Source organism: Agromyces cerinus subsp. cerinus, from assembly GCF_900142065.1.
Taxonomy (GTDB): Bacteria; Actinomycetota; Actinomycetes; order Actinomycetales; family Microbacteriaceae; genus Agromyces; species Agromyces cerinus.
In genome coordinates this window covers 359,105-385,154 of sequence record NZ_FSRJ01000003.1, presented here as the reverse complement: position 1 = coordinate 385,154, position 26,050 = coordinate 359,105, and the positions used below count along the sequence as shown (strand labels likewise).

The following is a 26,050-nucleotide window of genomic DNA, read 5'->3' as shown; positions in this document are numbered from 1 at the left end:
AGCAAGCGCCCGTATGATCTCGGGGTGGCCCTCGCCAAGATCCTCCTCTACTACGTCTTCACCCCGCTCGCCGACCCCGACGCCGTGCGGCTGTGGCAGCGCGACCTCGCCGAGTCGCTCGGACTGCGCGGGCGCATCCTGATCTCTGAGCACGGCCTGAACGGCACGCTCGGCGGCGAGATGGGCGCGCTCAAGCGCTACGTGCGCAAGACCCGCGAGTACCCGGCCTTCACGCACATCGACTTCAAGTGGAGCGAGGGCACCGGCCTCGACGAGCACGGCGCGAGCGCCGACTTCCCGAAGCTCAGCGTGAAGGTGCGCGATGAGATCGTCTCGTTCGGGGCTCCCGGCGAGCTCTCCGTCGACGACCAGGGCGTCGTCGGCGGCGGCACGAAGCTGAGCCCCGACGCGCTGCACGAACTCGTGGCCGAGCGCGGCGACGACCTCGTCTTCTTCGACGGCCGCAACGCCCTCGAGGCGGCGATCGGCCGATTCGCCGGCGCCGTCGTGCCCGACGTCGAGACGACCCGCGACTTCGTCGAGGAGCTCGACTCCGGAAAGTACGACGAGCTGAAGGGCCGCCCCGTCGTCACCTACTGCACCGGCGGCATCCGCTGCGAGGTGCTGTCGAGCCTCATGACGAGCCGCGGCTTCGGCGAGGTCTACCAGCTCGAGGGCGGCATCGTGCGCTACGGCGACCGGTTCGGCGACGACGGCCTCTGGCAGGGCTCGCTCTACGTCTTCGACCAGCGCGGCTCGATCGACTTCAGCGACCATGCCGCTGTCATCGGCACCTGCGTCACGTGCGGCACGCCGACGAAGCGCACCGCCAACTGCACGGATGCCTCGTGCCGCACCGAGTTCGTGCTGTGCGAGTCGTGCGACGCCGCGACGTGCGAGCTGCACACGCAAGCGGCCGCGGTCGAGTAACTACCGCCCGGCCTCCGCGCCGCCGGCGGGCGCCTCGGCGCCGGCGATGACGGCCACCGCCCGGGCGAGCTCGTCGCCGCTCGGCAGGCGGTCGGGGGCGAGCAGCCACAGGATGCCGAGGCTCTGCACGAGGGCGAAGTCGAGTTTCGCGACCGCATCGACCTGCTCGTCGGAGAGTTCGGGTCGGGCGGCACGCAACTGCTCGGCGATGCCCAGGTAGCCCTCCCCCGCAGCCTCGGCGAGGTGGCGGCTGGCCTCGGGGTCGCGCAGCACGCGCACGGTGTTGTCGAGGCTCGCGAGCAGCGGCTCGCGGTTCGCCGCGAACACCTCGGGCATGCGGTTCCAGAGCTCGGCGAAGCCGTCGAGCAGCGGCAGCGCGGCGGTCTCGCCGACCACCGCCTCCATGCCGTCTCCGATGCCGTCGCCGAGGGAGGCCATGAGCGCCTCGGTGATCAACTGCTCCTTCGAGCCGAAGTGGTAGCCGATCGCAGCGAGGCTCACGCCCGCCTCCGTCGCGATGTCGCGTGCGGTCGCCTTCGCGACCCCGCGCTCGACGATCACCCGGCGCGCGCCGGCCAGCAGGTCTTCACGATTGCCCATGCAGCGATCGTATCGAACGATTCAGACATTTGTACTAGACATTCGTCTCAATCGTTGTTAGACATACGTATGAGACAAATGTCTGAATCGACGAAAGGCACGGCGATGACCACCACCGACACCACCCGGCACGTCCTGATCTCCGGCGGCGGCATCGCCGGGCACGCACTCGCGCTGCAGCTCGTGCGCAGCGGCATCCGTACCACCGTCGTCGAGCGCTCCGACGCTCCGCGACCCGGCGGTCAGGCCGTCGACCTCCGCGGTGCGAGCCGCGAGGTCGCCGAGCGCATGGGCCTCATGCCCGGCATCCGCGCGCGGCTGCTGCACGAGCTCGGCCTCTCCTACGTCGACGGCGCGGGCCGCGTGTTCGGCCGCATGTCGATGGAGGACTTCGACGGCAAGGGCGCGGTCGCCGAGATCGAGATCGCCCGCGGCGACCTCGACGAGGTGCTGCGCGACCGACTCGCAGCGGCGGACGAGGCCGCCCCGGGCCTGCTCGACCTCCGCTACGGCGACCGCATCACCGCCATCGCGCAGGACGCGGACGGCGTCGACGTCGTCTTCGAGCACGCCCCCGCCGAACGGTTCGACCTCCTCGTCGGCGCCGACGGCGTGCACTCGGCGACCCGCCGCCTCGCCTTCGGGCCCGAGGAGGAGTACTCGACGTACCTCGGCGGGTACATGGCGTTCTTCACGCTGCCGACGCCGGCCGATGTGGAGCCGGGCTGGTTCTCGATGCGGTTCGTGCCGGGCGCCACCTTCGGCATCCGCCCCGACTTCGACCCGTCGACGTCCAAGGCGATCATCACGCTCCGCGTCGACCGCGACCCTGCGCTCCGCGGCGACCGGGCCGCGCAGGAGGCGCTCATCCGGCGGTCGCTCGAGAGCGCCGGATGGCACGCCCCCACGGTGCTCGACGCCATGCCCGCGGCATCCGACTTCTACTTCGACGAGCTCGCGCGAATCGACGTTCCCGAGCCTGCGAACGGCCGGGTCGTGCTCATCGGCGACGCCGCGGCGTGCGGCTCGCCGATGTCGGGCATGGGTACCGCGACCGCGCTCATCGGCGCGTACCTGCTCGCCGCCCGCATCGCCGAGACACCCGGCGACCCGGCCGCCGCTGCTCGGCGGTACGCGAGCGACATCGCACCTTTCGCTGAGGCCGGCAAGAAGCTCATGGGCGGCGGCATCGAGCGCATGGTGCCCGCGAACCGCTTCGAGGCGCTGATGTCGCGCGCGATGACGAAGGTGATGCTCTCCAAGCTGGCCCGCCCCATCGTGAAGAAGATGTTCGCCGCGAACCAGGACGAGCTGCCCCTGCCGGTCGCGGAAGCGACCCACGCGGCCGACGGCGCCCGCTGACGCGGAATCCGCCCCGCCGAGATGACGCGGATCGACCTCGGCAGGGCGCGGGAAGAGCGATTCGCGTCACTTCGGGCGCAGGACGCGGGGTGCGGGGTGACGAGACGGCGGGGTCAGGCCGGGCGGAAGCCCGTGGTCTCGGGCGGCGGCGCGTGCCGGATCATCAGGTGGCGCGTGACCGAGTAGTCGAGCATCGGCTCGATCGACATGTCCTTGCCGAAGCCCGAGCCCTTCACCCCGCCGTGCGGCGCCTCCGACGCGATCGGCAGGTGGTCGTTGACCCACGTGACGCCGACGTCGAGCGACTGGCTGACGCGCAGGGCGCGGGAGACATCCGAGGTCCACACCGACGAGGCGAGCCCGTAGGCGCTGTCGTTGGCGAGCGCGATGCCCTCGGCCTCGCCGTCGAACGGCAGCACGACGAGCACGGGGCCGAACACCTCGCCCTGCACGATCTCGGAGGATTGCGCGGCGCCCACGAGCAGGGTCGGCGCGAAGTACGAGCCGATGCGGTCGATGGCGTGGCCGCCGGCGAGCGCCTCGGCGCCCTCGGCGACGGCGCGGGAGACGAAGCCCGAGACGCGCTCGAGGTGGGTCTTCGAGATGAGCGGGCCGATGTGGGTGTCGGCGTCCATCGGGTCGCCGGCGACGATGCCCGAGATGGCGGCGCGGAGTGCGGCGACGCCGTCGTCGTAGACCGAGCGCTCGAGGTAGACACGGGTGGCCGCGGTGCAGTCCTGGCCGGTGTTGTAGGTCGCGCCGAGTGCCACGGCGTGCGCCATGGCGCCGAGGTCTGCGTCCGTGAAGACGATCACGGGCGCCTTGCCGCCGAGCTCGAGGTGCACGCGCTTGACGCCCTCGACGGCGCCGCGCATGACGGCCTTGCCGGTCTGGGTCGAGCCGGTGACGCTCACCATGTCGACCTCGCGGTGGGTGACGAGGGCCTGGCCGACCTCGGCATCGCCGGTGACGACGCTGAAGATTCCGGCGGGCAGCCCGGCCTGCACGGCAAGCTCGGCGAACCGCAGGGTCGTGCGCGGCGTGGCCGGCGCGGGCTTGACGATCACGGCGTTGCCCGCGGCGAGCGCGGGACCCGCCTTCCAGATCGCCATGATGAGCGGGAAGTTCCAGGGCGTGATGCCCGCGACCACGCCCACCGGGCGGCGCGTCATGATCGAGGTGTACCCGTTCGAGAGCGTTCCGGCACCGGTGCCGTCGAGCGATCGGGCGGCGCCCGCGAAGAAGCGCAGGTTGTCGATGCCGAACGGCAGCTCGCCGTCGAACGCGGTCGTCCACGGCTTGCCGGAGTCCTCGACCTCGAGCTTGGCGAGGTGCTCGGCGTCGGCCTCGAGCGCGTCGGCGAGGCGGAGCAGGGCGAGCGAGCGCTCCCCCGGCGTCTTCGCGGCCCACTCGGGCTGCGCGGCGCGAGCGGCCGCGGCGGCCTCGTCGACGTCGGCGACGCCCGAGGCGGTGAACGCCGCGACCTCCTGCTCGGTCGCGGGGTTCGTGATGACGGTGTCGCCGCCCGATCCGCTGCGGTACTCGCCGATGAAGGTGCCGGTGGTCATGGTGTTCCTTTCGGGCCGCGACGGATGCCGCGTGCCGGTGCTGCTCGCTTCGACAAGCTCAGCGAGCATTCGGGTCAGGAGTTGAAGCCGAGGCCGAAGCGGTCGAGGGTGCGCAGCCAGAGGTTGCGCCGCCCCTCGTGCGCGTCGGCGGCGAGGATCGAGTGCCGGGTGAACTGGATGATCGGATTGCGGAACGGCTCGGGCGGGATCGGGAACGGCCGGCGCCGCACGATGTCGTAGCGCAGCCGCGACGTCGGTTCGCCCGAGAGCAGGTCGAGCGCGACATCCGCAGAGAACCGCGACGCGCCGACGCCGAGGCCGGTGTGCCCGACGGCGTAGGCGATCCGGCCGCCGCGGGCGGTGCCGTAGGCGGCGGTGAATCGCGTCGTCGAGTCGATCGGGCCGGCCCAGCGATTCGTGAACCTGAGCCCGCCGAGCTGCGGGAACGTCTCGAAGAAGTGCCGGGCGAGCAGTTCGTGCGAGCTGTCGCGCTGCTCGAGGCTCGCGTCGACCTTGCCGCCGAAGTAGTACACGGCGTCCCAGCCGCCGAAGAGGATGCGACCGTCGGCGGTGGGCCGGTAGTAGTGGAACTGGTTGCCCGCGTCGGTGAGCCCCTGCCCCTCGCCCCAGCCGATCGAGGCCTGCTGGGCGCTCGTGAGCGGCTCGGTCATGAGCACGTGGTCGTAGAGCGGCATGATGTAGTTCCCGAGCCGCTTGAGCGGCGCCGGGTAGGCGGCGGTCGCGATGACCGCGTGGCGGGCGTCGACGTGGCCGAGCGCGGTGCGCACGCGCACGCCGGCACCGTGGTTCTCGATTCCGGTGGCAGCGGATGCCTCGAAGATGCGCGCGCCCCGCCGCCGGAGTTCGGCGGCCATCCCCCAGGCGAGTCGCGCCGGGTCGACGAGCACCGTGCCGGTGCGATCGCGGAGGCCGCCGAGGTAGGTCGGCGAGTGCACGTCGGCCTGCACCTCGTCGCGCGACTGCAGCTCCAGCTCGACCCCGTGCCTCGCACCGAGCTCCTGCGCCTCGCGGAGGCCGGCGAGCTGCCACTCCTCGATGGCGAGCGTCGTCTTGCCCGAGCGGCGCAGGTCGCAGTCGATGCCGGCGGCCTCGATCGTCGCGATGAGCTCGGCGAGGTTGCGGTCGCCCTCCTCGGCGAGCGCGGCGACCTGGTCGGGCCAGATCGCGGTGCCGTGCGTGAGGCCGTGGGTGAGCGAGCTCGCGACGAAGCCGCCGTTGCGCCCGGTCGCACCGTGGGCGACACGGTCGGCCTCGAGGATGACGACGGATGCCCCGGGGTCGCGCTCGAGCGCCCGCCACGCCGTCCACAGCCCGGTGAAGCCTCCGCCGATGACGACGAGGTCGGCCTCGGCCCGCTCGCCGAGGGGCGCGCCGAGGGCGGGCGCGTCGGCCCGGTCCATCCAGTACGGCGTGGGGGCGGCGTCGGCGAGGGCGGTCGCCGCGGCATCCGTCACGTGGTGCGACGCGTTCACACGCGCTCGGAGACTGCGACGCGCTCGATCACGTCGGCGGCGCTGGCCAGTCCGCTGCGCGAGCGGATGTCGGCGCCGACGGCGGCGGCGCGTTCGCGGAGTTCCGCGTCGCCGAGCAGGCTCTGCACGGCGGTCGCGAGCTCCTCGGGCGTGAAGCGGTACGGGTCGACGCGCAGGCCGAAGCCCTTCTCGTGCACGCGCTGGGCGTTGTCGTACTGGTCCCAGAAGAGGGGCAGCACGATCATCGGCTTGCCGAAGTGCAGCGCCTCGGTGGTCGTGTTGTTGCCGCCGTGCGTGATCACGAGGTCGGCGAGCGGCAGCAGTTTGGTCTGCGGCAGGAACTCGGCGCCCCACATGTTGTCGGCGAGCTCGAACTCGTCGTGCAGCGGCCCCTTCGAGACGATGACATTGACGGGCTGGTCGGCGAGCGCCGCGATGACGCGGCGCATGAGGTCGACATCGGCGGAGCCGAGCGAGCCGAGGCTGAAGTACACGAGCGGGCGGGAGCCGTCGGTGAACGAGGCGGGCAGCTCGGGCACCTCGGTCTCGGTCTCGCGCACCGAGGAGTCGACGCGGTGCCAGCCCGCCGGGAGCGGACGCTCGGCGTCGTAGTCGAGGGCTTCGGGGTAGACGTACACGTTGGCGTCGCCATGGCCGATGAACTCGAGTTCGGGCAGCGGCGCGGCGCCCTGCTCCTGCACCCAGGCGTCGTAGGCCTGCCAGAGCGCGCGGTGCGTGCGGTCGTACTCGGCCCGGAACTCGGCCCAGCCGGCGCGGTCGTCGTCGGCGAGACCGGAGAAGGCGGGCGCGATGCCGTCGCCCGGCACCTCGAGCGGGTTGCACGAGACGATGCGCACGAACGGGCGACCGGCCGTCTCGAGGGCCGGGAAGCTCAGCACGTTGTCTTCGATGATGACGTCGGGCTGCACCCGCTCGATGATCGCCTTCAGCTGCGGCTCGCAGTACTTCGCGCCGTCGACGAGCGCCTCCCAGATCGGCAGCACGACGGTCTCGAGCTGCTCGGCGGTGGTCTTCTGGAACTCGGGCGAGATCTCCTTGATGTAGTCCTTCCAGAACTGCCCGGCATCCTGCTCGACCGTCTCCTCGGGGGCGGGAGCGAGGTCGACGAGATCCTCCTCGAAGCCGAGGGCGGTGAGCTTGCCCTCCCACGAGCGCTCGGCGGCGAACACGACCCGGTGACCGCGGCGGAGCAGTTCGTCGCCGATGCCGATGCAGTTGTTCGTGGGCCCGTAGGCGCTTTCGGGCATGAACAGGAACGTGCGGCGCTCTTCAGTCATCGGTGACTCCATTCGACAATTCCTTGCAGGTGGATAGAGAGAATTCTTCCGGGCTGAACCCATATGTTTTCAAGTCAGTTCGGCCTAATATTGGCCATCGATGCAGACAATCTGTCTGATCTGGAGGGAGCACGATGGCCAGGCCGAAACGCCAGGAGGAACGGCGCAGCCAATTGGTGGCTGCGGCGCAGCGCGCCATCGCAGCGCACGGCCCCGACGGGGCGCGGCTCAACCGCGTCGCCGAGGAGGCGGGCCTCACCTCGGGCGCCGTGCTCTACTACTACCCCGACATCGACGAGCTCATGTTCGAGGCGAACCGCGCCGGCATGGAGCGGTTCTACGAGGAGCGCGTGCGCATGCTCGAGGCCCTCGACGACGACCCCGTGCTGCGCCTCTCGGCGCTCGTCGACTCGGGCCTGCCGAGCGGGTCCGACGACACCGAGGTGCGACTGCTCTGCGAGCTCGGCGGCTCTGCCGGCCGCAACCCGCTCATGGCGTCGCTGCTCACCACGCTCTACGACCGCCAGGTCGGCATGTACCAGGTCGTGCTCGAGCAGGGTGCTGCGCGCGGCCACTTCGCGCTGGCGCAGCCCTCGCTCGTGATCGCCCGCAACCTGGTCGCACTCGAAGACGCCTACGGCTACCGCATCATCGCGAAGCATCCGACGCTCGACCACGCCGCGGCGCGCGAGCTGCTGCTCGCGTACGCACGACTCGCGACGGGTCACGCGCTCACGTCCTGAGGGGCCGGCGCCTCGGGCGCGGCGGGTGGCACCTGCGCGGCGTCGGATGCCTCGGCACCCGTGCCGGCCTCGCGGGCGACGGCCGTCGCGCGCCCGAACCGCACCCCGACGCGTGCGCCGCGCTCGAGCCGGGTCGCCCCGTGCACCGTCGCGAGGAGCGGGTCGGCGTGCCCGGGCACCTCGACCGAGATGGTCGTGGCCCCGCCGAGGAAGTACGTGTCGACGACCGTTCCGGACAGGCCGGTCGCGGCATCCGTCGTCAGCTCGACGTCTTCGGGGCGCACGACCGCGGTCGCCGGTGCACCGGCCGCGAGTGCGTGCGAGGCGACGACGGGGCCGAAGCCGGGCACCTCGACGCCATCGGCGGTGGCCGTGCCGTCGAGCAGGTTCGCCGTGCCGATGAACGAGGCGACGAAGCGGGAGGCGGGGTGCGCGTAGAGCTCCTGCGGCGAGGCGAGCTGCTCGAGGCGCCCGTCGCGGAGCACCGCGATGCGGTCGGCCATCGACATGGCCTCCTCCTGGTCGTGCGTGACGACCACGAAGGTGAGGCCGACCTCGTGCTGCAGGCGCTTCAGCTCGAGCTGCATCGAGGCGCGCACCTGGCGGTCGAGCGCCGAGAGCGGCTCGTCGAGCAGCAGCAGCTTCGGCCGCTTCACGATCGCGCGGGCGAGCGCGACGCGCTGGCGCTGGCCACCCGAGAGCTGGGTGGGGCGGCGCTTGGCGAGCGGGCCGAGCCCGACGACGTCCATCACGTCGGCGACCCGCGAGCGCACCTCGGCCGCGCCGACGCCGTCGGCCTCGAGTCCGTAGGCGACGTTCTTCTCCACGCTCATGTGCGGGAAGAGCGCGTAGCTCTGGAACATCATGTTGACCGGCCGCTTGTGGGCAGGCAGTCGCAGCAGGTCTTCGCCGTCGACCTCGATGCGGCCCTCGGCCGGCGTCTCGAAGCCGGCGATCGAGCGCAGCAGGGTCGTCTTGCCGCAGCCCGACGGGCCGAGCAGTGCGAAGAACTCGTTGTGGGCGATGTCGAGCGAGACGCCGTGCAGTGCGACGGTGTCGCCGTACACGGCGCGGACGCCGTCGACGCGGAGCAGGGGGGCGGAGCTCATCGTGTGGTTCCTGTCAGTCGGGTCAGTCGTTGCGCCGCGATCACCGTCACGACGCTCACGAGGAGGAGGATGGTGGCGAGGGCGTTGACCTCGGGGGTCACGCCGAACCGCACCATCGAGTAGATGACGATCGGCAGGGTGGGCTGCGTGGGCGCGGTCGTGAAGAACGCGATCACGAACTCGTCGATCGAGAGGGTGAAGGCGAGCAGCGCACCCGCGACGATGCCCGGTGCGAGCTGCGGCAGGGTCACCCGCATGAAGGTGCGCACCGCCCCGGCGCCGAGGTCGCGCGACGCCTCTTCGAGGCTCGGGTCGAGGTTCGCCATGCGGGCGAGCACGATGGCCGTCACGAACGCCGTCGCGAAGACGCCGTGCGCGAGGATCACCGAGTGCAGCCCGAGCGTGACGCTCGCGAGCGAGAACAGCGTGAGCAGGCCGATGCCGAGCAGCAGGTCGGGCAGGATCGCGGGGGCGATCGCGAACGCCCGGATGAGCCCGCCGCGCGTGTAGTGCTGGATGCCGTAGGCGAGCAGCGTGCCGAGCACGGTCGCGATCGCGGTGGCGCCCGTCGCGACGATGAGCGTGTTGCCAAGGCCCTGCATGATCTTCTCGTCGGCGAAGAGCTCGGGGTACCAGCGCAGCGAGAAGCCCTTCCAGACGAAGAGGTTCTCCGAGGCGTTGAAGCTCATGATCACGACGATGAGGATCGGCAGGTACAGGAACACGTAGCCGAGCCAGAGCGGCACCAGGATGCCCCGTGGCTTGCGCACGGCCCGGGGCCGGGCCGAGGGCTCGACCTCCCGCATCGCCGTCGTCGTCGGCGCAGTCGTGTCAACCACGGCGCGGTCCTTCCGTGAGGCGGCGGGACACCGCGGTCTGCACGACGATGACGATGACGAGCAGGATCGTGAGGAGGAGGGCGAGCGTCGCGCCGAACGGCCAGTCGCGCGCCTCGAAGAACTGGTCGCGCACGAGGTTGCCGACCATGATCGTCTTGCCGCCGCCGATGAGCTCGGGGATGACGAAGTTCGACATCGCGGGCACGAACACGAAGATGCAGCCGGTGAGCGCGCCCGGGATCGAGAGCGGCAGGGTGACCGTGCGGAACGCGCGCCAGGGCGTCGCGCCGAGGTTCGTGGCCGCCTCGCGGAGCGAGGGGTCGAGCTGCTGCAGTGAGGCGTAGAGCGGCAGCACCATGAGCGGCAGGTACATGTACAGGAGCCCGACGACGATCGCCTGCGGGGTGTACAGCATGCTGATCGGGGCATCCGTGATGCCGAGTCCCTGCAGCCACTGGTTGACCCAGCCGGCGTTGTTCAGCAGCAGGATCCACGCGTAGGTGCGGATCAGGAAGTTCGTCCAGAACGGGAGCACCACGGCGATGAGCGCGACGGTGCGCCACTTCGGCGAGAGCCCGGCGATCGCGTACGCCATCGGGTAGCCGATGAGGAGCGCGAGCAGCGTCACGATGCCGGCGAGCACGATCGACTGCAGGATGACGCTGACGTAGAGGGGCTCGAAGAGCTTCACCCAGTTGTCGAGGGTGAACTCGAACACGATGCCGCCGAAGCGCCCGCGCTTGAAGAAGGTGTAGAACGCGAGGAGGCCGACGGGCAGCGCCATGAACAGGATCAGGTAGATCATGCCCGGCGCGAGGAAGGGAACGGGGGCGAGCCCCCGCCGCACGGTGCGTGCGGCAGGGGCTGCCGGGTGGTTCGTCGAAGTCACGGTGCTAGTTCGTGGCGAGCACTTCGGCGTTCAGGTCCACGTACTTCAGCGAGTCCTCGCCGAGGTCGATGATGCCCTCCTGCTCCATGAGCTCGTCGACGGTGATGCCGAGGGTGGGGTACTGCTCGATGAGCGTGGGGTCGAGTGCCTCCATGGCCGCCTTGTTGGGCACCTTGTAGAGGATGTTCTCGGCCACCCAGGTCTGCACCTCGGGGTCGAGGATGTAGTTGATGAAGGCCATCGCGGCCTCCTTGTTCTTCGACGAGTCGAGCACCGTCATGGTGTCGGTCCAGAGGTCGGAACCCTCTTCGGGCACGACGAACTTGATCGTCGGGTCTTCGGCGATTCCGTAGTTGCACCAGCCGTCCCATGCCTGCACCATCGCGGCCTCGCCCGAGACGAGCTTCGAGTAGAAGGTCGTGTCGTCGTAGGCGAGGAGGGTCGACTTGGTCTTCAGCAGCTGCTCCTTGGCCGCGGCGAGCTCGTCGTCGTCGGTCGTGTTGATGGAGTTGCCTGCGGCCTTGAGCGCGGGCTCGGCGAGCCAGCGGTCGGTCGAGAGCATCGTGGTCTTGCCGACGAGCTCGGGCTTCGGGTTCAGCAGGTCGTTCCACGACGTGGGGTCGTAGCCGGTGAGGTCGGGGCGGTAGCAGAGGCCTGTCGTGCCCCAGGCGTACGGCTCGGAGTAGACGTTGCCCGGGTCGTAGGCCAGCTCGAGCGCCTCGGGGTAGAGGTTCTCCTCGTTCGGGATGAGCGACTTGTCGAGCTTGGCGAGCAGGCCCTGCTCGCCGAGCGCCTGGGCGTACTGCCCCGAGACGAAGGCGACGTCGATGCCGGAGTCGGCGCTCGCGGTGAGCTTGGCCACGATGTCCTCGTTCGTGGTGTGATTGACGATCGTGGTCTTCACGCCCGTCTCGGCCTCGAACTTCTCGGCGAGGTCTTCGGGCGAGTAGTCGGCCCAGATCGAGACGGTGAGCGTCTGCTCGCTGAGGTCGGCGTTGGGATCGAGCGTCTCCACGGCGTCACCGCCTCCGGAGGAGCAGGATGAGACGGCGAAGGCGAGGGCGATCGTGCCGGCCGCGGCCGCCACGATACGTCGCGTCGTGGTCATGTGGTACCTCCATGGGACAGTCGGGAAAGGTTGAGCGATTGTTGCACCACGGATCAAGAAACCGCAATGGTTCAGTGAACAGGCTGGAATGACGGTTGCCGAATAGTTACAATCCGAATTCAATGAACTCGATACTTCAGGGCGAACGCATCGTCGTCGGCGACCATGCGCTCCTCGTCGACGCCGACGGCCGGGTGCTCGCCGGAACCGGCCGACCGGCCGCCGGCGACGGCATCGCACGGGCGATCGCGCGCCTCGTCGACGACCGCGTCGCGACGGATGCCCCCGAGCGCGCCATCACCGTCGACCAGACCAACACCTCGGTGATCGTCGACGAGCGGCTCATCGTCAAGCTCGTCGGCCGCTGGAGCGCCGCCGACCGCGCCGCCGCGCTGCTCGAGCAGCTCGCCGCAGCCGGGTCCGACGACGTCGACCGCTTCGTCGGGCGCGTCGAGTGGCGCCATCCCTCACTCGGCACCTCGACGCTCGCGGTCGTGACCGAGTACCTGCCCGGCGCGGTCGACGGATGGACCTGGGCCGTCGACGATGTCGTCGCCGCACTCGACGACGGGCCCGAGCCCGAGTGGCCCGCGCTCCTCGGCGAGCGCGTCGCCCGCATCCACGGCGTGCTCGGCGCCGACCCCGTGCGCGCCGAGGCCGAGACCCCCGCGGCCAGGGCCGATCGTGCGTCCACCGCCCTGCGATCGGCGCTGCGCCTCGCCGGCGGCGACGCCGGGGCACGCCTGCGCAATCGTCACGAGTCGCTCGCCCGCGACATCCGCTCGCTCGGCACGACCGCCCCCGGTGTCGAGTTCCCGATCCACGGCGACCTGCACGTCGGGCAGGTGCTGCGCTCCCCCGGCGCCGACGCCCCCCGCTACACGGTGATCGACTTCGACGGCGACCCGCAGTTGGCCGCCGAAGAACGCGAGGCGCCGGATGCCGCGGCGCGCGACATCGCGCACATGCTCGTCTCGTTCGACCTCGTCGCGGCCGTCGCCCAGAAGCGACTGCAGCGCGCCGACGCCCGCACCTTCGCGTGGGCCGACCGCGCGCGGCGCGACTTCCTCGACGCCTACCGCGCACACGTGCCGAACGGCGAGCTGCTCGACGAGTCGCTGCTGCCGGGCTTCGAGGCCGAACAGCTGGTCGCCGAGCTGCGCTACGCCGACCGCTTCCTGCCCGCCTGGATCTACGCGCCCGATGCCGCGATCACGCACCGCCACCCGTCGTCGAACGAACACCCGGAGGAACCGTGGACACCGCCGCTTTCCGAGCAGATCTCGAGCTGATCCCCGAGACGCTCGACGCCCTCGCCGACGCCCTCGATGCGGGCCTGCCCGGCCTCGAACGCCTTCCCGTGCTCGGCGCCTCGCGCGTGCTCGTGCTCGGCATGGGCTCGAGCCGCTATGCCGCCGACGTCGTGGCGCGCCGCTACCGTGCGATCGGCGCGACCGTCGTCGTCGAACTCGCGAGCGCCGAGCTGCTCCCGCCCACGGCGCCCGACCTCGCGGTCGTCGCCGTCTCGGCGACCGGCGGCAGCGCCGAGGTGCTGCGGGCCGTGGAGCGCTACCGCGGTACCGGCCGCCTCGTGGCGGTCACGAACCGGCCGGAGTCCGAGCTCGGCCGGCTCGCCGACGTCGTCGTGCCGCTCCTCGCGGGGGTCGAGGCGTCGGGCGTGGCCTGCCGCACGTTCCGCGCGACGTTCCCGGTGCTCGACGCGGTGCTCGAAGCCCTGCTCGGCACGGCGCCGGCCGCTCGATTCGACGGGACATCCGTGCGCGCCGCCGCCGCCGCGACCCGCGCGCTCTTCGCGACCTCGGCCGAGTGGCTGCCGCCGGTCGCCGAGCTGCTCGCCGCGCCGATGGGCACGTGGGCGCTCGCCCCCGCCGAACGCGCCTCGAGCGCGCAGCAGTCGGCGCTCATGCTGCGCGAGGTGCCGCGCCGCGCCGCCTACGCCTCGGAGACGGGCGACTGGTCGCACGTCGACGTGTACCTCACGAAGACCCAGGACTACCGGGCGCTCGTGTTCGCGGGGTCCGTGTGGGACGCCCAGGCGCTCGACTGGATGGCGCAGCGCGGCTCCCGCTTCGCCTCGATCGGGCGCGACCTGCCCGGCGCCGAGCTCACGATCCGCTTCCCGGGAGATGAGCGCGACGAGGTCGCCGCCCTCACCGAGGTGCTCGTGGGCGAGCTGGTCGCGGATCGGTGGCTGCGGGCCTGAGCCGGCCGCCACCGGAACTCATCGGGCTGCCCCCGTCGGGTCACGCAGCGACGGAGGCACGCGCGCTGCGCGGCAGCCCGTCCTCGTTCGGGCGCCACCAGAGCCAGAGCTCGCCGGCCACGACATGCATCGTGAGGCCGAGCCAGAACGCCGGTGCGAAGCTCTCCTCCAGTGAGAGGATCTGGAAGCCCGCGAAGATGCCGACCCACACGCGGATCATGCCGACGCCGAGTCCGACGGCGAACGCGCGGATCATCCAGCGCCGGTGCATCCGCACGTCTCCCCCGCGGATCGCCCGGAACGCGAGCAGGAGCGCGACGAGGAACCAGCTGCCGAAGACGGCCGCGGCGAGCGACTGCCAGGCGCCGCCGTAGGAGAAGGGCACTCCGAACGCGAGGGCGAACACGCCGCTCACGAGTCCGAGCGAGAGCAGCACCCGCCCGAACCGGCGATGGAACGTGAAGTGCCGCTCCCGGAATCGCCGCCAGAGCTGCAGGGGCGCGCCCACGAGGTAGAGCACGCCCGGCACGATGTGCAGGTAGGCGAGCCACGGGTTCTCGACGTAGCGCAGTTCGAAGCTGTCGCCTTCAGCGGGAGTGCCGGTCACGATCAGCGGGCCGTCGGTGCCGAATCGGATGCCCGCGAAGACGAGCACGATCGCGATGAGCAGGAAGACGACCGACCACATCGAGACCGCCACCGCACGCGGCATCCGCTCGCCCCCTCGCCGGCTCGCGCTCGCGGTCCGTCGGCGCTCAGGCTACTCCGCGCCGGGACGCGCGCACAGTCGATTACGAGGATTTCTCATTGCTTGCGACGACGCGCATAGGTGCGGGCGTTGCGGCTCGAGAGTGCGAGCAGCACCAGGATGTCGAGTGCGAGCGTGATGAGCGTCGTGCGCAGCGTGATCTCGGTGTCGGTGCCGAAGTAGTCGAACGCCGACCCCGTGATGCTGAGCGTCGCGAAGATCATCACGGTGATGCGGGCCCAGTTGCTGCCGCGGAAGATGAGCAGGGCGAACACCAGCTCGACCGCGAGCACGATGCCGCCGACGACGAGCACGACGGCGAGCACGGCGTTCGACCCGGCGTCGGCCTCGAGATCGGAGTCGAGCGGAACGCCGAGGTCCTCGATGAGGGTCTTCCGCCACAGGACGGCGAGCGAGATGAGCCAGACGACTCCGGCCAGCACGCGGAGCACGACGAGCACGGCGCCGAACGTCGTCGCGACCGGCCGCCGCATCATCGAAGGCTCCGGCTGGGGGGCGACGAGCACGGCGGGCGACTCGAACGCGGCCCGCTTCTCGACGCTCATCGGGCGACCTCCGTCTCGCCGGCCGCCGGCGCTGCCTGCACCGCGCCGACGTCGACGACGGGCAGGTCGCCGTCGGTGCTGATGGTGTCGCCGCCGCCGTTCCTGGAGTGGTACCCAGTCGAGAAGTCCGCGAGCAGATCGACCCGCGCCTCGGGGTTCGCGGCGATCACGGTGTCGACGATGTGGTCGCGCTCGATGTCGATGTCGGCGTCGATCTTGTGCGTGATCTGCAGTGTGAAGAGCGAGAAGCCGACCGCACGGTCGAAGGTGCCCGCCGCGAGCCAGTCGACGCGGCGGCCGCCGGGCAGAAGCCAGCCGTCGGGCGTGTGCCAGAACCGCACGTGATGGCGCTTGGCGGGGTTGCCCGCCACCTCCTGCTGGTAGGCGAAGTCCTGCTGCCTGCCGAAGAGGAAGAGCGGACTGACCGGCGCCTCGTCGTAGCTGCGACGGGTGATCGTCGAAGAGATGATGCGCCAGCTCGAGGCCCCGGTCACGTCGTCGGCGCGCGTCCAGCCGGCCCTCGCCATCGCCGCGTGCAGCGACGCCTCGTCGCCGTCGAAGGCGAGGTTCACGGGGTCGCCGAGCAGTCCGTCGCTCGTGCGGGCCCGCCCGATGAAGTAGTCGGGCACGTAGATGGTCGTCAGGATCCGGTGCAGTCGCGGCAGCACGAGGTAGGCGAGCACGAGCCAGAAGGCGACGAAGAACAGGATGCCGAACCATCCGAACGCAAAGGACTCGGTGAACACGAGCCACGCGAGCCAGACGGCCGCGATGCCCGCGTAGACGAAGAAGAAGCCGTCGAGCAGCGCGTTGAACGAGATCCTGCGGCGGCGCTCGACCGGGGTCGGCGCCTCGTCGACCGGCGCTCCGCCGATCGGGTCGCCGGATGCCTCGGCCCCCACCTCACCCATGCCTGCATGGTATCCGTGGCGGGCGCCCCGACTGGCTATCCTCGCTGCATGGCCTACGACGTCGCCCGAATCCGTTCCGAGTTCCCCTCGCTCGAGAGCGGGTGGGCGCAGTTCGACGGCCCCGGCGGCACGCAGACGCCGCGATCGGTGGGCGAGGCCGTGGCATCCGTGCTCACCGGCCCGCTCTCGAATCGCGGCACGACCGGCGTCTCGGAGGAACGCGCCGAGGCCGCCGTGCATGGATTCCGACTGGCGATGGCCGATCTCGTCGACGGGCACCCGCGCGGCATCGTGCAGGGGCGCAGCGCCACCCAGCTCACCTACGACTTCTCGCGGCATCTCTCGAAGCAATGGGGCACGGGCGACGAGGTCGTCGTCACCCGACTCGACCACGATTCGAACGTGCGCCCGTGGGTGCAGGCCGCCGAGCGCGTCGGCGCCGTCGTGCGCTGGGCGGACTTCGACCCGGCCACCGGCGAGCTGCCGGTCGAGGCCGTCGCCGCCGTGCTCTCGGATCGCACGCGGCTCGTCGCCGTCACCGCGGCGTCGAACCTCATCGGCACGATGCCCGACATCCCCGCGATCGCCGCGGCCGCGCATGCGGTCGGCGCCCTCGTCTACGTCGACGGCGTGCACTACACGGCGCACGAACTGCCCGACGTCGGGGCGCTCGGAGCCGACTTCTTCACGTGCTCGCCCTACAAGTTCCTCGGCCCGCACTTCGGCGTGCTCGCCGCCGACCCCGAGCTGCTCGAGTCCATCGCGCCCGACAAGCTGGCGCCGTCGACGAACGTCGTGCCCGAGCGGTTCGAGTTCGGCACCCTGCCGTACGAGCTGCTCGCGGGCGGCACCGCGGCGGTCGACGCGTTGGCCGGTCTCGCCGACCACTCCGAAGCGGATGCCGCGAGCTCGCGCCGGGCGCGGCTCGTCGCCTCGTACGCGGCGCTGCACGCGCACGAGGAAGAGCTCCGGGCCCGCATCGAGGCCGGGCTCGCCGAGCTGCCCGGGGTCACCGTGTGGTCGCGAGCGCCGCGCCGCACGCCCACGTTGCTCATGACGTTCGACGGCCACGAGGCATCCGAGATCACGAAGCGCCTCGCCGAGGGGCGGGTGCTCGCGCCGAGCAGCAACTTCTACGCCCTCGAGGCATCGAGGGGCCTCGGGCTCGGCGACGCCGGAGGGCTTCGTGTCGGGCTCGCGCCGTACAACGACGCGAACGACGTCGAGCGCCTGCTCGACGGCCTCGCCTCGGCGCTCGGCTGAATCGGCGGGATTCGGACGTCACCCGGCCGATCGGCGCCCCGCCGCCGATCCCCCGCCATACGCTGGAACCATGACCCTCGCCGACACCGCCGCCGAACTCCGCCGCCTGCACACCGACCCCGAGCTGCTCCAGGTGGTGAACGTCTGGGATGTCGTGAGCGCCACCGCGATCGCCGCCCTGCCGCAGACCCGCGCGATCGCCACCGCGAGCCACTCGATCGCCGCGACGTTCGGCTACCCCGACGGCGAGCACATCCCGGTCGAGCTCATGCTCGACATGTGCGGGCGCATCGCGCGCGCCGTCGACGTGCCGGTGAGCGCCGACCTCGAGGCGGGCTACGGCGACGCCGGCGACACCATCCGCCGCGCGATCGGCGAGGGCATCGCCGGAGCGAACCTCGAAGACCAGCTGAAGCCGCTCCCCGACTCGGTCGCCGCAGTCGCGGCCGCGGTGGCCGCCGCCGATGCCGAGGGCGTGCCGTTCGCCCTGAACGCGCGCACCGACGCGTTCCTCCGCGGGCGCGAGCGCCCGCTCGACGTGAACATCGCCGACGCGATCGAGCGCGGCCGCGCCTACCTCGACGCCGGTGCGACGAGCGTGTTCGTGCCGGGCGACTTCGGCGACGAGGTCGTCGACGAACTCGTGACTGGCATCGGCCACCACCGGGTGAGCGTCATCGGGCTGCCCTCGGTGCCGGCTCCCGCACGGCTCGAAGAGCTCGGCGTCGCGCGCGTCTCGTACGGGCCGCTCACCCAGCGCATCGCGCTGGGCGCCCTGCAGGATGCCGCCATCGTGCTGTACGCCGGCGGCGTGCCGCCGCACGGCATCCGCCCGCTGAACTGAGTGCTCGCGCGTCGGGCGGCCGCGATCGGCCCGACCGGCGATTCCGCGAATCCCCCGCGCGACGGATGCATCCGGCCCCGCTTGCTCGCTAGGGTGAGCGTGAGGCGGCCTGGCTGCCCGGGTCGTGCGGGGGTGCGGCCTGCGCGACCATGCTCGCCCCCACCTGTGAGGAGCGCGCATGGCGAGTGGCATCCCCATCGAGATCTCGGGGCTCAGCAAGCACTTCGGCCCGGTGACCGCGGTCGACGACCTGAGCTTCACGGTGCAACCGGGCAAGGTCACCGGATTCCTCGGCCCGAACGGTGCCGGCAAGACCACGACGCTGCGGGTGCTGCTCGGGCTGGAGCGTGCGAGCGCCGGCACCGCGACCTTCGGCGGCACGCCCTATTCGGGGCTGCCGCGGCCGCTCGAGACCGTGGGCGCCGCGCTCGACGCGAACTTCCACCCGGGGCGCACGGCGCGCAACCACCTCAAGGTCTACGCGACCGCCGCGGGCCTGTCGTCGGCCCGCGTTCCCGCCGTGCTCGAGCAGGTGGGCATGTCGGAGTACGCCGATCGCCGCGTCGGCGGCTACTCGCTCGGCATGCGGCAGCGACTCGCGCTGGCGTACACCCTGCTCGGCGACCCCGGCGTCTTCGTGCTCGACGAACCGATCAACGGCCTCGACCCCGAGGGCATCAAGTGGATCCGCGGGTTCCTGCAGAACCTCGCCCGCGAGGGACGCACCGTGCTCGTCTCCTCGCACCTGCTCAGCGAGGTGCAGCAGAGCGTCGACGAGGTCGTCATCATCGCGAAAGGCCGGCTCATGAAGACCGGCACCCTCGCGAGCCTCGAACTCGACTCGGCGCCGCGCACCATCGCCGACTCCCCCGATCGGCAGGCGCTGGCCGCCGCGCTCGACGCCGCGGGCCTCGAGTACACCGAGGGGCGCAGCGGGTTCATCGTCGACGAACCCGACCCCGCCAGGGTCGGTCACGCCGCCTTCGTCGGCGGTGTGGAGCTGGCCGCCCTCCACCGGCTGAGATCGGGGCTCGAGGAGTCCTTCCTGTCGCTCGTCGGCGGAGGTGACGAGTCGTGAACCTCGTGCGCGCCATCGGCTCCGAGTTCCAGAAGGTCTTCACGACGCGCATGTGGTGGCTCCTCGCGATCCTCCTCGCCGCCTACGTGGCGTTCATGTCGGGCGGATTCGGCGCCTTCCTCGGCTGGGCGACCGAGAATCCGGATGCCGCGGCAGCCGCCGGCGGCAACACCACCGTGCCGCCGGGCACCGAGCTCGCGCCGCTGCTCTACAGCTTCGCCTCGTCGGTCGGCTACGTCTTCCCGGTGCTGCTCGGCGCCCTCGCCGTGACCGGCGAGTTCCGGCACAAGACGCTCACCCCGACGTTCCTCGCCGAGCCGCACCGCACCGTCGTGCTCGCGGCGAAGTTCGTGTCGCAGCTCGTGGTCGGCGCCGGGCTCGGCGTCATCGCCTTCGCCGTCTCGGTCGGCGCCGGTGCGGCGGCCCTCGCCGGCTTCGGCCTCGACACGGGCCTCGACTCGAGCGACACGTGGGCGCTCATCGGCCGCGGCGTGCTGGCCATGGCCCTGTGGGGCGCGATCGGCGTCGGGCTCGGCGTGCTCGTGGTCAACCAGGTCGCCGCGATCGTCATCGTGATCGCCTTCACCCAGTTCGTCGAGCCGATCCTGCGGGTCGTGGCCTCGCTCAGCGACGTCACGGCATCGATCGGCAAGTTCCTGCCGGGCGCCGCGAGCGACGCGCTCGTCGGCGCGTCCTTCTACAACCTCGCCTCGCTCGGTTCGACCGAGACGCTCGAGTGGTGGCAGGGCGGGCTCGTGCTGTTCGGCATCGCGGTCGTGGCGACCGTGATCGGCGGGGCGACGACCTGGCGACGGGACGTGTCGTAGGGGTGCAGCTCGCCGAGCTCCGCCGCATCCGCCTGCACGTGCAGGGGCTGCGCGGGGTGCGTGCCGCGTCGGCCGCCGGCGTCGTGCGCGACTTCGCGGCCGTGCAGTCGCAGGAGTTCGTGCCGGCGCAATGGGGGCTCGCCATGCGCGTGCCGGCCGAGCGCCGCCCAGATCTCGCCGCCGTCACCGCCGCGCTCGACCGCGGCGAGATCCTGCGCACCCACGTGCTGCGGCCGACGTGGCACTTCGTCGACCCGGCGGATGCCCGGTGGCTGATGGAACTCTCGGCCGAGCGCGTGCATCGGGCGAACGCCACCTACTACCGCCGCACGGGCGTCGACGGCGAGGCCGGGGCGCGCGCACTCGACGTCGTCACCGCGGCGCTCGAGGGCGGCCACCGCACCCGGGCGGAGCTCGCCGCGGCGCTCGACGCGGCGGGCCATCCGTCGACCGGGCTCGGCTTCACCTACGTGCTCATGCTCGCCGAGCTCGAACGGGTCGCCATCAGCGGGGCGAACGTCGGCAGGCAGCGCACCTACGCGGCGTTCGACGAGCGGGTGCCGCCGTCGGCGCCGAAGCTGCGCGCGGCGTCGCTCGTCGAACTCGCGGCTCGATTCATCCGCTCGCGCGGGCCGGTGTCCGACCGCGACTTCGCCGCCTGGTCGGGCTTCACGCTCGGCGACACCCGCCTGGCGTTCTCGGCCGTCGTCGACGAGGGCGGTGGGCGCGTCGAGACCGTCGAGGTCGACGGTGCCGCCCACTGGCACGATGTCGAGCGGACGTCGGCCGCGCTGGATGCGCCCGTTCCGCCGTCCGGCACGGTCGACCTGCTGCAGGCTTACGACGAGTACATCATGGGCTACGCCGCGCCCCGATCGTTCCTGCAGCCGCCCGGCCGCGGCAACCCCGTGCACCCCGAGTTCCCGCTGCATGCGCTCATGATCGACGGCGTGATGGTCGGCCGCTGGGCGCCCGTCATCTCGGGGCGGAAGGCGGTGGTCAGGCTCGTGCCGTGGCGCGCGTTCACCGCTCGTGAAGAGCGCGGGCTCGCGGCATCCGTCGCCGAGGTCGAGCGGTTCCTCGGCGCGCCGGTCACCGTCGAGCGCGAGCCCGTGGCCGACTGACCCGCGGCATGCCGCTCGCGGTCACGACCCGGCGGCGCGACGGTGCCACTCGACCTCCGCCATGTTCGCGTCGGCCCAGTCCTTCATTTGGTGCACGATCGGCATCAGGCTCGCGCCCAGGGCGGTGAGCGAGTACTCGACGTGCGCCGGGTAGACCTGCTTGACCTCCCGGGAGACGAGTCCGTCGCGCTCGAGCAGGCGCAGGGTCTCGGTGAGCATCTTCTGGCTGGCGCCCGCGACTCGGGCCCGCAGCTGCGAGTGCCGCTGCGGTCCTTCCTCGAGCGGCAGGAGCACGAGCGTCGTCCATTTCGAGCCGAGGATGTCGAGCACCTGGCGCGACGGGCATTCGGCGAGGTACGACGCGTACGCGTCCTTCGCGGCGGCGCGCTGCTGGTCGGCGGTCAGGGTCACTGGGTCTCCAAGCTCTCGGTCGACGACGAACGGATGGGCACCTGCGGCATCCCACGGCACTCTGAAGTGCCTGCTGGTGCCGGCGCTCAGGGCGATGTGACGATCGAAACCGGAACACGACGCGATCCATTCCCGGATCCTCGCCGAACACCAGTGAAGGAACCTGATGACTCACCTGCTGCACGTCAACGCATCCGCCAGGGGCGACGCAAGCCGCTCGCTCGAGCTGGCGACCCGCTTCATCGGCGAGCTCGAGTCGATCGACGACGAACTGGCCGTCGACCGCCTCGACGTCTTCGACGGCTCGCTGCCCGAGTTCGGCACGGTCGCGGCCGGCGCGAAGATGGCGACCTTCGCCGGGCAGGGCCACACCGCCGCGGAGGAGCGGGCGTGGTCGGAGGCGCGCGCCGTGTTCGACCGGTTCGACGCCGCCGACGCCTACGTCTTCAACGTGCCCTTCTGGAACGCCGGGGTGCCGTATCCCCTGAAGCAGCTCGTCGACGTCATCACCCAGCCGGGCTGGGCGTTCGCGTTCTCGCCCGAGTCCGGCTACCGCGGCCTGCTGCAGGGCAAGCGGGCCTTCGTCGTGTACACGAGCGGGGTCTACGCGGAGGGCCTGCCGCCGTCGTTCGGCGCCGACTTCACGACCACGTTCTTCCGCGACTGGCTGGGCTTCATCGGCATCACCGACGTCGAGGAGGTGCATTTCGCACCGACGGTCGTCAATGCCGATGTCGAGGGCACTCGCCGTGCGGCGCTCGACGCCACGCTCGCGGCTGCGCACCGGTTCGCGACGACTGAGCGGTTCGCGGCGTGAGCTGACGATGCCCGAGGGCGACGACCGCTACGATCGCGGCATGGCCGTCGTCGGAACCGTGTTCGTCGCCCTCGCCGCGCTGCTGCACGGCTACATCTTCCTCATGGAGAGCGTCTGGTGGACCAGGCCGTCGACCTGGAAGCGCTTCGGCGTCGCCGACCAGGCCGCGGCCGACGTGACCAGGCCCATGGCCTACAACCAGGGCTTCTACAACCTCTTCCTCGGCCTCGGCGCCGCGATCGGCCTCGTGCTCTACTGGGCCGGCGCGATACCGGTCGGCAAGACCCTCGTGCTCTTCGCGACGGCGTGCATGTTCCTCGCCGCCGCGGTGCTCACGACGACCGGGCGCGGGTACCTGCGGCCCGCACTCGTGCAGGGCACGCTGCCGCTCATCGGCTTCGTGCTCTTCGCCTTCGCCTGAGCCCGAACGGGCGGATACGCGGTCAGTCGCCCTCGACGACGTCAGGCGTCGCCGTGAGCTTCAGCCGGTCGATGAGTTCTGCGGCGTGGTTCGTGCTCAGGATGATGCGGGTGAACTCGCCCGCGGCGAGCTCGAGCACCACCGCCTGGCGCTTGCCCTTGACGATCACGAAATCGCTGCCGCCGTGGTACTTCCACACGCCGACCGCGACGACGAGCGGCACCTCGGTGCCGCGACGACGGATGCCGCGGATCCAGATCCACGGGTCGTCGGTGATGGTCGCCGAGCGGATGTCGTCGCGCTGCACGACGAGATCGGCGCCGCGGAGCGCGAGTGACTTCTCGGCCGGGGTGAGGTGTACCTCGATCCGGTCGGTGTGCACGCGCAGCTTCGCCATGTCTCCATCCTGCCCGAGTCGCACGCCGGGTGCCCAGTCGACGCCCCACAAAGCGATAACGGTTTGCTGTGGTCACCCCGCGGGCTGAGCCTGTCGAACCGCTCCAGGGCGGTTTCGACCGGCTCAACCGGCAAGGGCGGTTACGCGGGTCGAGCGGATGCCGCGGCGCGCGCCGCTGCCGGAAGGGCCTCCAGCACCCGGGCGATCGCCGTGTCGTCGTGCGCCGCGGTGACGAACCACGCCTCGAACACGCTCGGCGGCAGCGAGATTCCGGCGTCGAGCATCGCGTGGAAGAACGGGGCATAGCGCCACGACTCCTGACGCTGCACGGTCGCGTAGTCGCGGACGGGTGCGGCCGCGGCCTCGTCGCCGAAGACGAAGCTGAAGAGGCTGCCGGCGTGCTGCACGCGGTGCGCGACCCCCGCGGCGTCGAGTGCGGCCGAGACCGCATCGCTGATCGTCTCGGCCGTGGCGTCGAGCGAGCGGTACACCGAGGCATCCGCCGCCCTGAGCGTGGCCACGCCGGCGGCGACCGCCACGGGGTTCCCCGAGAGCGTGCCCGCCTGGTAGACGGGGCCGAGCGGCGCGAGCTGCTCCATGATCTCGGCGCGACCGCCGAGGGCGGCGACGGGCATGCCGCCGCCGATGACCTTGCCGAAGGTCATGAGGTCGGGCGTGTACGCCGCATCGGTGCCGTCTTCGAGGCCCCACCATCCGGCGGCGGAGACGCGGAAGCCCGTGAGCACCTCGTCGGAGATGACGAGCGCGCCGTGCGCGTGGGCGAGTTCGACGACGGCGCGGTTGAACCCGGCGACCGGGGGCACGACGCCCATGTTGGCCGCGGCCGCCTCGGTGATGACCGCGGCGATGCGGTCGCCGAGCTCGGCGAACACCGCGGCGAGCGCGTCGAGGTCGTTGTAGGGCACCACGAGGGTGAGCGCCGCGATGTCGGCCGGCACGCCCGCGGAGCCCGGCAGCGCGAAGGTCGCGAGCCCCGAACCCGCCTCGGCGAGGAGGCCGTCGGAGTGGCCGTGGTAGTGCCCGGCGAACTTCACGAGCAGGTCGCGGCCGGTGAACCCGCGAGCGAGGCGGATGGCGCTCATCGTCGCCTCGGTGCCCGTCGAGACGAGGCGCAGCTTCTCGACGGGGCCGACGCGGGCCTCGACGAGCTCGGCGAGCTCGGTCTCTGCCGGGGTCGAGGCACCGAACGAGAGGCCGCGCGCCGCGGCATCCGTCACCGCCTCGATGACCCGCGGGTCGGCGTGACCGAGGATCGCGGGGCCCCAGCCGGCGACGAGGTCGACGTACTCGCGGCCCTCGGCGTCGGTGACGTACGGGCCGCGGGCGCTCACGAGGAAGCGCGGGGTGCCGCCGACAGAGCGGAACGCGCGCACGGGCGAGTTCACGCCGCCCGGGATCGCGGCCTGCGCACGGGCGAAGAGCTCGTCGTTCGTGGGGGCGTTCATGCGACGTCTCCGTTCCGAATCCACTCGGCCAGTTCGACGGCCCAGTAGGTGAGCACGGCGTCGGCGCCCGCCCGGCGGATGCCGCGCACCGACTCGATGACGGCGCGCTTGCGGTCGATCCAGCCGTGGGCGGCGGCGGCCTCGATCATCGAGTACTCCCCCGACACCTGGTAGGCCCAGACGGGCACCTCGGATGCCGCGGCGACGTCGGCGAGCACGTCGAGGTAGCTGCCGGCGGGCTTCACCATGACGACGTCGGCGCCCTCGTCGATGTCGATCATCGCCTCGCGCAAGCCCTCGCGCCGGTTGCCGGGATCGAGCTGGTACGAGCGGCGGTCGCCCTCGAGGGTCGATTCGACGGCCTCGCGGAACGGGCCGTAGTAGGCGCTCGCGTACTTGGCCGAGTAGGCGAGGATCGCCGTGTCCTGGCGGCCGGCGTCGTCGAGGGCGTCGCGCACCGCGGCGACCTGGCCGTCCATCATTCCCGAGAGGCCGAGCAGCTCGGAGCCCGCCCGCGCCTGCGCGAGCGCCATCGACGTGTACCGCTCGAGCGTGGCGTCGTTGTCGACGCGGCCGCGCTCGTCGAGCACGCCGCAGTGCCCGTGGTCGGTGAACTCGTCGAGGCACAGGTCGGTCTGCACGACGAGCCGGCCGGCGGACGCCTCGGCGGCGACCGTGGTCGCGACGTTGAGGATGCCGTCGGGGTCGGTGGCACCCGAGCCGCGCGCGTCGCGCACCTCGGGCACGCCGAACAGCATCACGCCGCCGACGCCGGCTGCCGCGGCCTGGTCGATCGCCTCGGGCAGGCTGGCCAGCGAGTGCTGCACGACGCCCGGCATCGAGCCGATCGGCACCGGGGCGGAGACGCCCTCGCGCACGAAGATCGGGAGCACGAGCTCGGCGGGGTGCAACCGGGTCTCGGAGACGAGGCGGCGAAGCGCCGGGGTCTCACGGAGTCGGCGCGGTCGGACACGGGGAACGGGCGTGGAACTCACGCGTCAAGCCTACGTCGGC

Annotated in this window: 27 protein-coding genes; 12 read left to right on the top strand and 15 right to left on the bottom strand. The window is 71.5% G+C overall.

What is annotated here, in order from left to right; genetic code table 11:
* Window positions 1-24 precede the first annotated feature (24 nt).
* Window positions 25-930 (top strand): oxygen-dependent tRNA uridine(34) hydroxylase TrhO, encoded by a 906-nt coding sequence (gene trhO / locus BUR99_RS12260; protein WP_074260644.1) that lies wholly within the window; start codon window positions 25-27, stop codon window positions 928-930.
* Here the strand turns inward: trhO and BUR99_RS12255 are convergent, their stop codons facing one another.
* Window positions 931-1,530, bottom strand: a complete 600-nt coding sequence (locus BUR99_RS12255; protein ID WP_074260643.1) for a TetR/AcrR family transcriptional regulator — start codon at window positions 1,528-1,530, stop codon at window positions 931-933.
* Window positions 1,531-1,635: 105 nt separating this feature from the next.
* Between BUR99_RS12255 and BUR99_RS12250 the strand changes: the two genes are divergently transcribed.
* Window positions 1,636-2,892, top strand: coding sequence for an FAD-dependent monooxygenase (locus BUR99_RS12250; RefSeq protein WP_074260642.1), 1,257 nt, complete (start codon window positions 1,636-1,638; stop codon window positions 2,890-2,892).
* Window positions 2,893-3,005: 113 nt separating this feature from the next.
* On the opposite strand, the gene BUR99_RS12245 is transcribed toward BUR99_RS12250, so the two are convergent.
* From BUR99_RS12245 to BUR99_RS12235, 3 genes are all read right to left on the bottom strand, one after another.
* Window positions 3,006-4,460 carry an aminobutyraldehyde dehydrogenase gene (locus BUR99_RS12245; RefSeq protein ID WP_074260641.1) on the bottom strand — a complete coding sequence of 485 codons (1,455 nt, stop codon included), beginning with the start codon at window positions 4,458-4,460 and terminating at the stop codon, window positions 3,006-3,008.
* 74 nt (window positions 4,461-4,534) lie between these two features.
* Window positions 4,535-5,953, bottom strand: a complete 1,419-nt coding sequence (locus tag BUR99_RS12240) for an NAD(P)/FAD-dependent oxidoreductase (protein ID WP_234980839.1) — start codon at window positions 5,951-5,953, stop codon at window positions 4,535-4,537.
* Window positions 5,950-7,251: a glycosyltransferase gene (locus tag BUR99_RS12235; protein WP_143231619.1), complete on the bottom strand. Its 1,302-nt coding sequence runs from the start codon at window positions 7,249-7,251 to the stop codon at window positions 5,950-5,952. Before BUR99_RS12235 ends, BUR99_RS12240 begins: the two co-directional genes overlap by 4 nt.
* 134 nt (window positions 7,252-7,385) lie before the next feature.
* Here BUR99_RS12235 and BUR99_RS12230 point away from each other — a divergent pair, with 134 nt between their 5' ends.
* Window positions 7,386-7,994 (top strand): TetR/AcrR family transcriptional regulator, encoded by a 609-nt coding sequence (locus BUR99_RS12230; RefSeq protein ID WP_074260639.1) that lies wholly within the window; start codon window positions 7,386-7,388, stop codon window positions 7,992-7,994.
* Here the strand turns inward: BUR99_RS12230 and BUR99_RS12225 are convergent.
* Genes BUR99_RS12225 through BUR99_RS12210 form a run of 4 tightly spaced genes read right to left on the bottom strand, consistent with a single transcriptional unit; the run spans window position 7,976 to window position 11,939 of the window.
* Window positions 7,976-9,103, bottom strand: a complete 1,128-nt coding sequence (locus BUR99_RS12225; protein ID WP_074260638.1) for an ABC transporter ATP-binding protein — start codon at window positions 9,101-9,103, stop codon at window positions 7,976-7,978. The two genes, BUR99_RS12230 and BUR99_RS12225, sit on opposite strands and share 19 nt — an antisense overlap.
* Window positions 9,100-9,942, bottom strand: a complete 843-nt coding sequence (locus BUR99_RS12220; RefSeq protein WP_200802722.1) for an ABC transporter permease — start codon at window positions 9,940-9,942, stop codon at window positions 9,100-9,102. Before BUR99_RS12220 ends, BUR99_RS12225 begins: the two co-directional genes overlap by 4 nt.
* A complete protein-coding gene (locus tag BUR99_RS12215) occupies window positions 9,935-10,831 on the bottom strand; it encodes an ABC transporter permease (RefSeq protein WP_200802721.1) in 897 nt (298 codons plus the stop codon). The genes BUR99_RS12220 and BUR99_RS12215 overlap by 8 nt, the downstream gene beginning before the upstream one ends.
* Before the next feature lie 4 nt (window positions 10,832-10,835).
* A complete protein-coding gene (locus BUR99_RS12210; protein ID WP_074260637.1) occupies window positions 10,836-11,939 on the bottom strand; it encodes a polyamine ABC transporter substrate-binding protein in 1,104 nt (367 codons plus the stop codon).
* Between the two features lie 122 nt (window positions 11,940-12,061).
* On the opposite strand from BUR99_RS12210, the gene BUR99_RS12205 reads away from it, so the two are divergent.
* Together BUR99_RS12205 and BUR99_RS12200 are read left to right on the top strand one after the other, a co-directional pair.
* A complete protein-coding gene (locus BUR99_RS12205) occupies window positions 12,062-13,231 on the top strand; it encodes a hypothetical protein (RefSeq protein WP_074260636.1) in 1,170 nt (389 codons plus the stop codon).
* Window positions 13,195-14,163: an SIS domain-containing protein gene (locus BUR99_RS12200; RefSeq protein ID WP_074260635.1), complete on the top strand. Its 969-nt coding sequence runs from the start codon at window positions 13,195-13,197 to the stop codon at window positions 14,161-14,163. Before BUR99_RS12205 ends, BUR99_RS12200 begins: the two co-directional genes overlap by 37 nt.
* Before the next feature lie 40 nt (window positions 14,164-14,203).
* On the opposite strand, the gene BUR99_RS12195 is transcribed toward BUR99_RS12200, so the two are convergent.
* From BUR99_RS12195 to BUR99_RS12185, 3 genes are all read right to left on the bottom strand, one after another.
* Window positions 14,204-14,875 (bottom strand): DUF2306 domain-containing protein, encoded by a 672-nt coding sequence (locus BUR99_RS12195; RefSeq protein ID WP_074260634.1) that lies wholly within the window; start codon window positions 14,873-14,875, stop codon window positions 14,204-14,206.
* Between the two features lie 92 nt (window positions 14,876-14,967).
* Window positions 14,968-15,477 (bottom strand): hypothetical protein, encoded by a 510-nt coding sequence (locus tag BUR99_RS12190; protein WP_074260633.1) that lies wholly within the window; start codon window positions 15,475-15,477, stop codon window positions 14,968-14,970.
* Window positions 15,474-16,388 (bottom strand): LssY C-terminal domain-containing protein, encoded by a 915-nt coding sequence (locus tag BUR99_RS12185; RefSeq protein WP_084183958.1) that lies wholly within the window; start codon window positions 16,386-16,388, stop codon window positions 15,474-15,476. Before BUR99_RS12185 ends, BUR99_RS12190 begins: the two co-directional genes overlap by 4 nt.
* A 48-nt stretch (window positions 16,389-16,436) precedes the next feature.
* Here BUR99_RS12185 and BUR99_RS12180 point away from each other — a divergent pair, with 48 nt between their 5' ends.
* From BUR99_RS12180 to BUR99_RS20280, 5 genes are all read left to right on the top strand, one after another.
* A complete protein-coding gene (locus BUR99_RS12180; protein WP_074260632.1) occupies window positions 16,437-17,651 on the top strand; it encodes a cysteine desulfurase-like protein in 1,215 nt (404 codons plus the stop codon).
* Window positions 17,652-17,721: 70 nt separating this feature from the next.
* Window positions 17,722-18,495, top strand: coding sequence for an isocitrate lyase/PEP mutase family protein (locus BUR99_RS12175; protein WP_074260631.1), 774 nt, complete (start codon window positions 17,722-17,724; stop codon window positions 18,493-18,495).
* Window positions 18,496-18,673: 178 nt separating this feature from the next.
* A complete protein-coding gene (locus BUR99_RS12170; protein ID WP_074260630.1) occupies window positions 18,674-19,573 on the top strand; it encodes an ATP-binding cassette domain-containing protein in 900 nt (299 codons plus the stop codon).
* On the top strand, window positions 19,570-20,400 hold the full coding sequence (locus tag BUR99_RS20285) for an ABC transporter permease (RefSeq protein WP_074260629.1): 831 nt from the start codon (window positions 19,570-19,572) through the stop codon (window positions 20,398-20,400). Before BUR99_RS12170 ends, BUR99_RS20285 begins: the two co-directional genes overlap by 4 nt.
* 2 nt (window positions 20,401-20,402) lie before the next feature.
* Entirely contained in the window at window positions 20,403-21,524 is a 1,122-nt protein-coding gene (locus BUR99_RS20280) for a winged helix DNA-binding domain-containing protein (RefSeq protein WP_074260628.1), read from the top strand.
* A 21-nt stretch (window positions 21,525-21,545) separates the two neighbouring features.
* On the opposite strand, the gene BUR99_RS12155 is transcribed toward BUR99_RS20280, so the two are convergent.
* Window positions 21,546-21,935: a winged helix-turn-helix transcriptional regulator gene (locus BUR99_RS12155; RefSeq protein ID WP_074260627.1), complete on the bottom strand. Its 390-nt coding sequence runs from the start codon at window positions 21,933-21,935 to the stop codon at window positions 21,546-21,548.
* Window positions 21,936-22,101: 166 nt separating this feature from the next.
* Here BUR99_RS12155 and BUR99_RS12150 point away from each other — a divergent pair, with 166 nt between their 5' ends.
* Together BUR99_RS12150 and BUR99_RS12145 are read left to right on the top strand one after the other, a co-directional pair.
* A complete protein-coding gene (locus tag BUR99_RS12150; protein WP_074260626.1) occupies window positions 22,102-22,752 on the top strand; it encodes an FMN-dependent NADH-azoreductase in 651 nt (216 codons plus the stop codon).
* Between the two features lie 40 nt (window positions 22,753-22,792).
* Window positions 22,793-23,173 carry a DUF1304 domain-containing protein gene (locus BUR99_RS12145; RefSeq protein WP_074261014.1) on the top strand — a complete coding sequence of 127 codons (381 nt, stop codon included), beginning with the start codon at window positions 22,793-22,795 and terminating at the stop codon, window positions 23,171-23,173.
* Between the two features lie 22 nt (window positions 23,174-23,195).
* On the opposite strand, the gene BUR99_RS12140 is transcribed toward BUR99_RS12145, so the two are convergent.
* The 3 genes from BUR99_RS12140 to hemB all read right to left on the bottom strand — a co-directional run bounded on the left by BUR99_RS12140 (window position 23,196) and on the right by hemB (window position 26,031).
* On the bottom strand, window positions 23,196-23,570 hold the full coding sequence (locus BUR99_RS12140; protein WP_074260625.1) for a hypothetical protein: 375 nt from the start codon (window positions 23,568-23,570) through the stop codon (window positions 23,196-23,198).
* Window positions 23,571-23,710: 140 nt separating this feature from the next.
* Window positions 23,711-25,036, bottom strand: coding sequence for a glutamate-1-semialdehyde 2,1-aminomutase (hemL, locus tag BUR99_RS12135; protein WP_074260624.1), 1,326 nt, complete (start codon window positions 25,034-25,036; stop codon window positions 23,711-23,713).
* Window positions 25,033-26,031: a porphobilinogen synthase gene (gene hemB / locus BUR99_RS12130; protein ID WP_074260623.1), complete on the bottom strand. Its 999-nt coding sequence runs from the start codon at window positions 26,029-26,031 to the stop codon at window positions 25,033-25,035. Before hemB ends, hemL begins: the two co-directional genes overlap by 4 nt.
* Window positions 26,032-26,050: the final 19 nt, after the last annotated feature.

Excerpts from the sequence above, each read along its gene's own strand:
- BUR99_RS12140 (WP_074260625.1), bottom strand. The coding sequence starts at position 23,570 with ATGGCGAAGCTGCGCGTGCACACCGACCGGATCGAGGTACACCTCACC.
- BUR99_RS12230 (WP_074260639.1), top strand. The coding sequence starts at position 7,386 with ATGGCCAGGCCGAAACGCCAGGAGGAACGGCGCAGCCAATTGGTGGCT.
- BUR99_RS12210 (WP_074260637.1), bottom strand. The coding sequence starts at position 11,939 with ATGACCACGACGCGACGTATCGTGGCGGCCGCGGCCGGCACGATCGCC.
- BUR99_RS12175 (WP_074260631.1), top strand. The coding sequence starts at position 17,722 with ATGACCCTCGCCGACACCGCCGCCGAACTCCGCCGCCTGCACACCGAC.
- BUR99_RS12205 (WP_074260636.1), top strand. The coding sequence starts at position 12,062 with ATGAACTCGATACTTCAGGGCGAACGCATCGTCGTCGGCGACCATGCG.
- BUR99_RS12250 (WP_074260642.1), top strand. The coding sequence starts at position 1,636 with ATGACCACCACCGACACCACCCGGCACGTCCTGATCTCCGGCGGCGGC.
- BUR99_RS12180 (WP_074260632.1), top strand. The coding sequence starts at position 16,437 with ATGGCCTACGACGTCGCCCGAATCCGTTCCGAGTTCCCCTCGCTCGAG.
- BUR99_RS12170 (WP_074260630.1), top strand. The coding sequence starts at position 18,674 with ATGGCGAGTGGCATCCCCATCGAGATCTCGGGGCTCAGCAAGCACTTC.
- BUR99_RS12255 (WP_074260643.1), bottom strand. The coding sequence starts at position 1,530 with ATGGGCAATCGTGAAGACCTGCTGGCCGGCGCGCGCCGGGTGATCGTC.
- BUR99_RS12185 (WP_084183958.1), bottom strand. The coding sequence starts at position 16,388 with ATGGGTGAGGTGGGGGCCGAGGCATCCGGCGACCCGATCGGCGGAGCG.
- hemL (WP_074260624.1), bottom strand. The coding sequence starts at position 25,036 with ATGAACGCCCCCACGAACGACGAGCTCTTCGCCCGTGCGCAGGCCGCG.
- BUR99_RS12195 (WP_074260634.1), bottom strand. The coding sequence starts at position 14,875 with ATGCCGCGTGCGGTGGCGGTCTCGATGTGGTCGGTCGTCTTCCTGCTC.
- BUR99_RS12225 (WP_074260638.1), bottom strand. The coding sequence starts at position 9,103 with ATGAGCTCCGCCCCCCTGCTCCGCGTCGACGGCGTCCGCGCCGTGTAC.
- BUR99_RS12235 (WP_143231619.1), bottom strand. The coding sequence starts at position 7,251 with ATGACTGAAGAGCGCCGCACGTTCCTGTTCATGCCCGAAAGCGCCTAC.
- BUR99_RS12150 (WP_074260626.1), top strand. The coding sequence starts at position 22,102 with ATGACTCACCTGCTGCACGTCAACGCATCCGCCAGGGGCGACGCAAGC.
- BUR99_RS12190 (WP_074260633.1), bottom strand. The coding sequence starts at position 15,477 with ATGAGCGTCGAGAAGCGGGCCGCGTTCGAGTCGCCCGCCGTGCTCGTC.
- BUR99_RS12245 (WP_074260641.1), bottom strand. The coding sequence starts at position 4,460 with ATGACCACCGGCACCTTCATCGGCGAGTACCGCAGCGGATCGGGCGGC.
- BUR99_RS12145 (WP_074261014.1), top strand. The coding sequence starts at position 22,793 with ATGGCCGTCGTCGGAACCGTGTTCGTCGCCCTCGCCGCGCTGCTGCAC.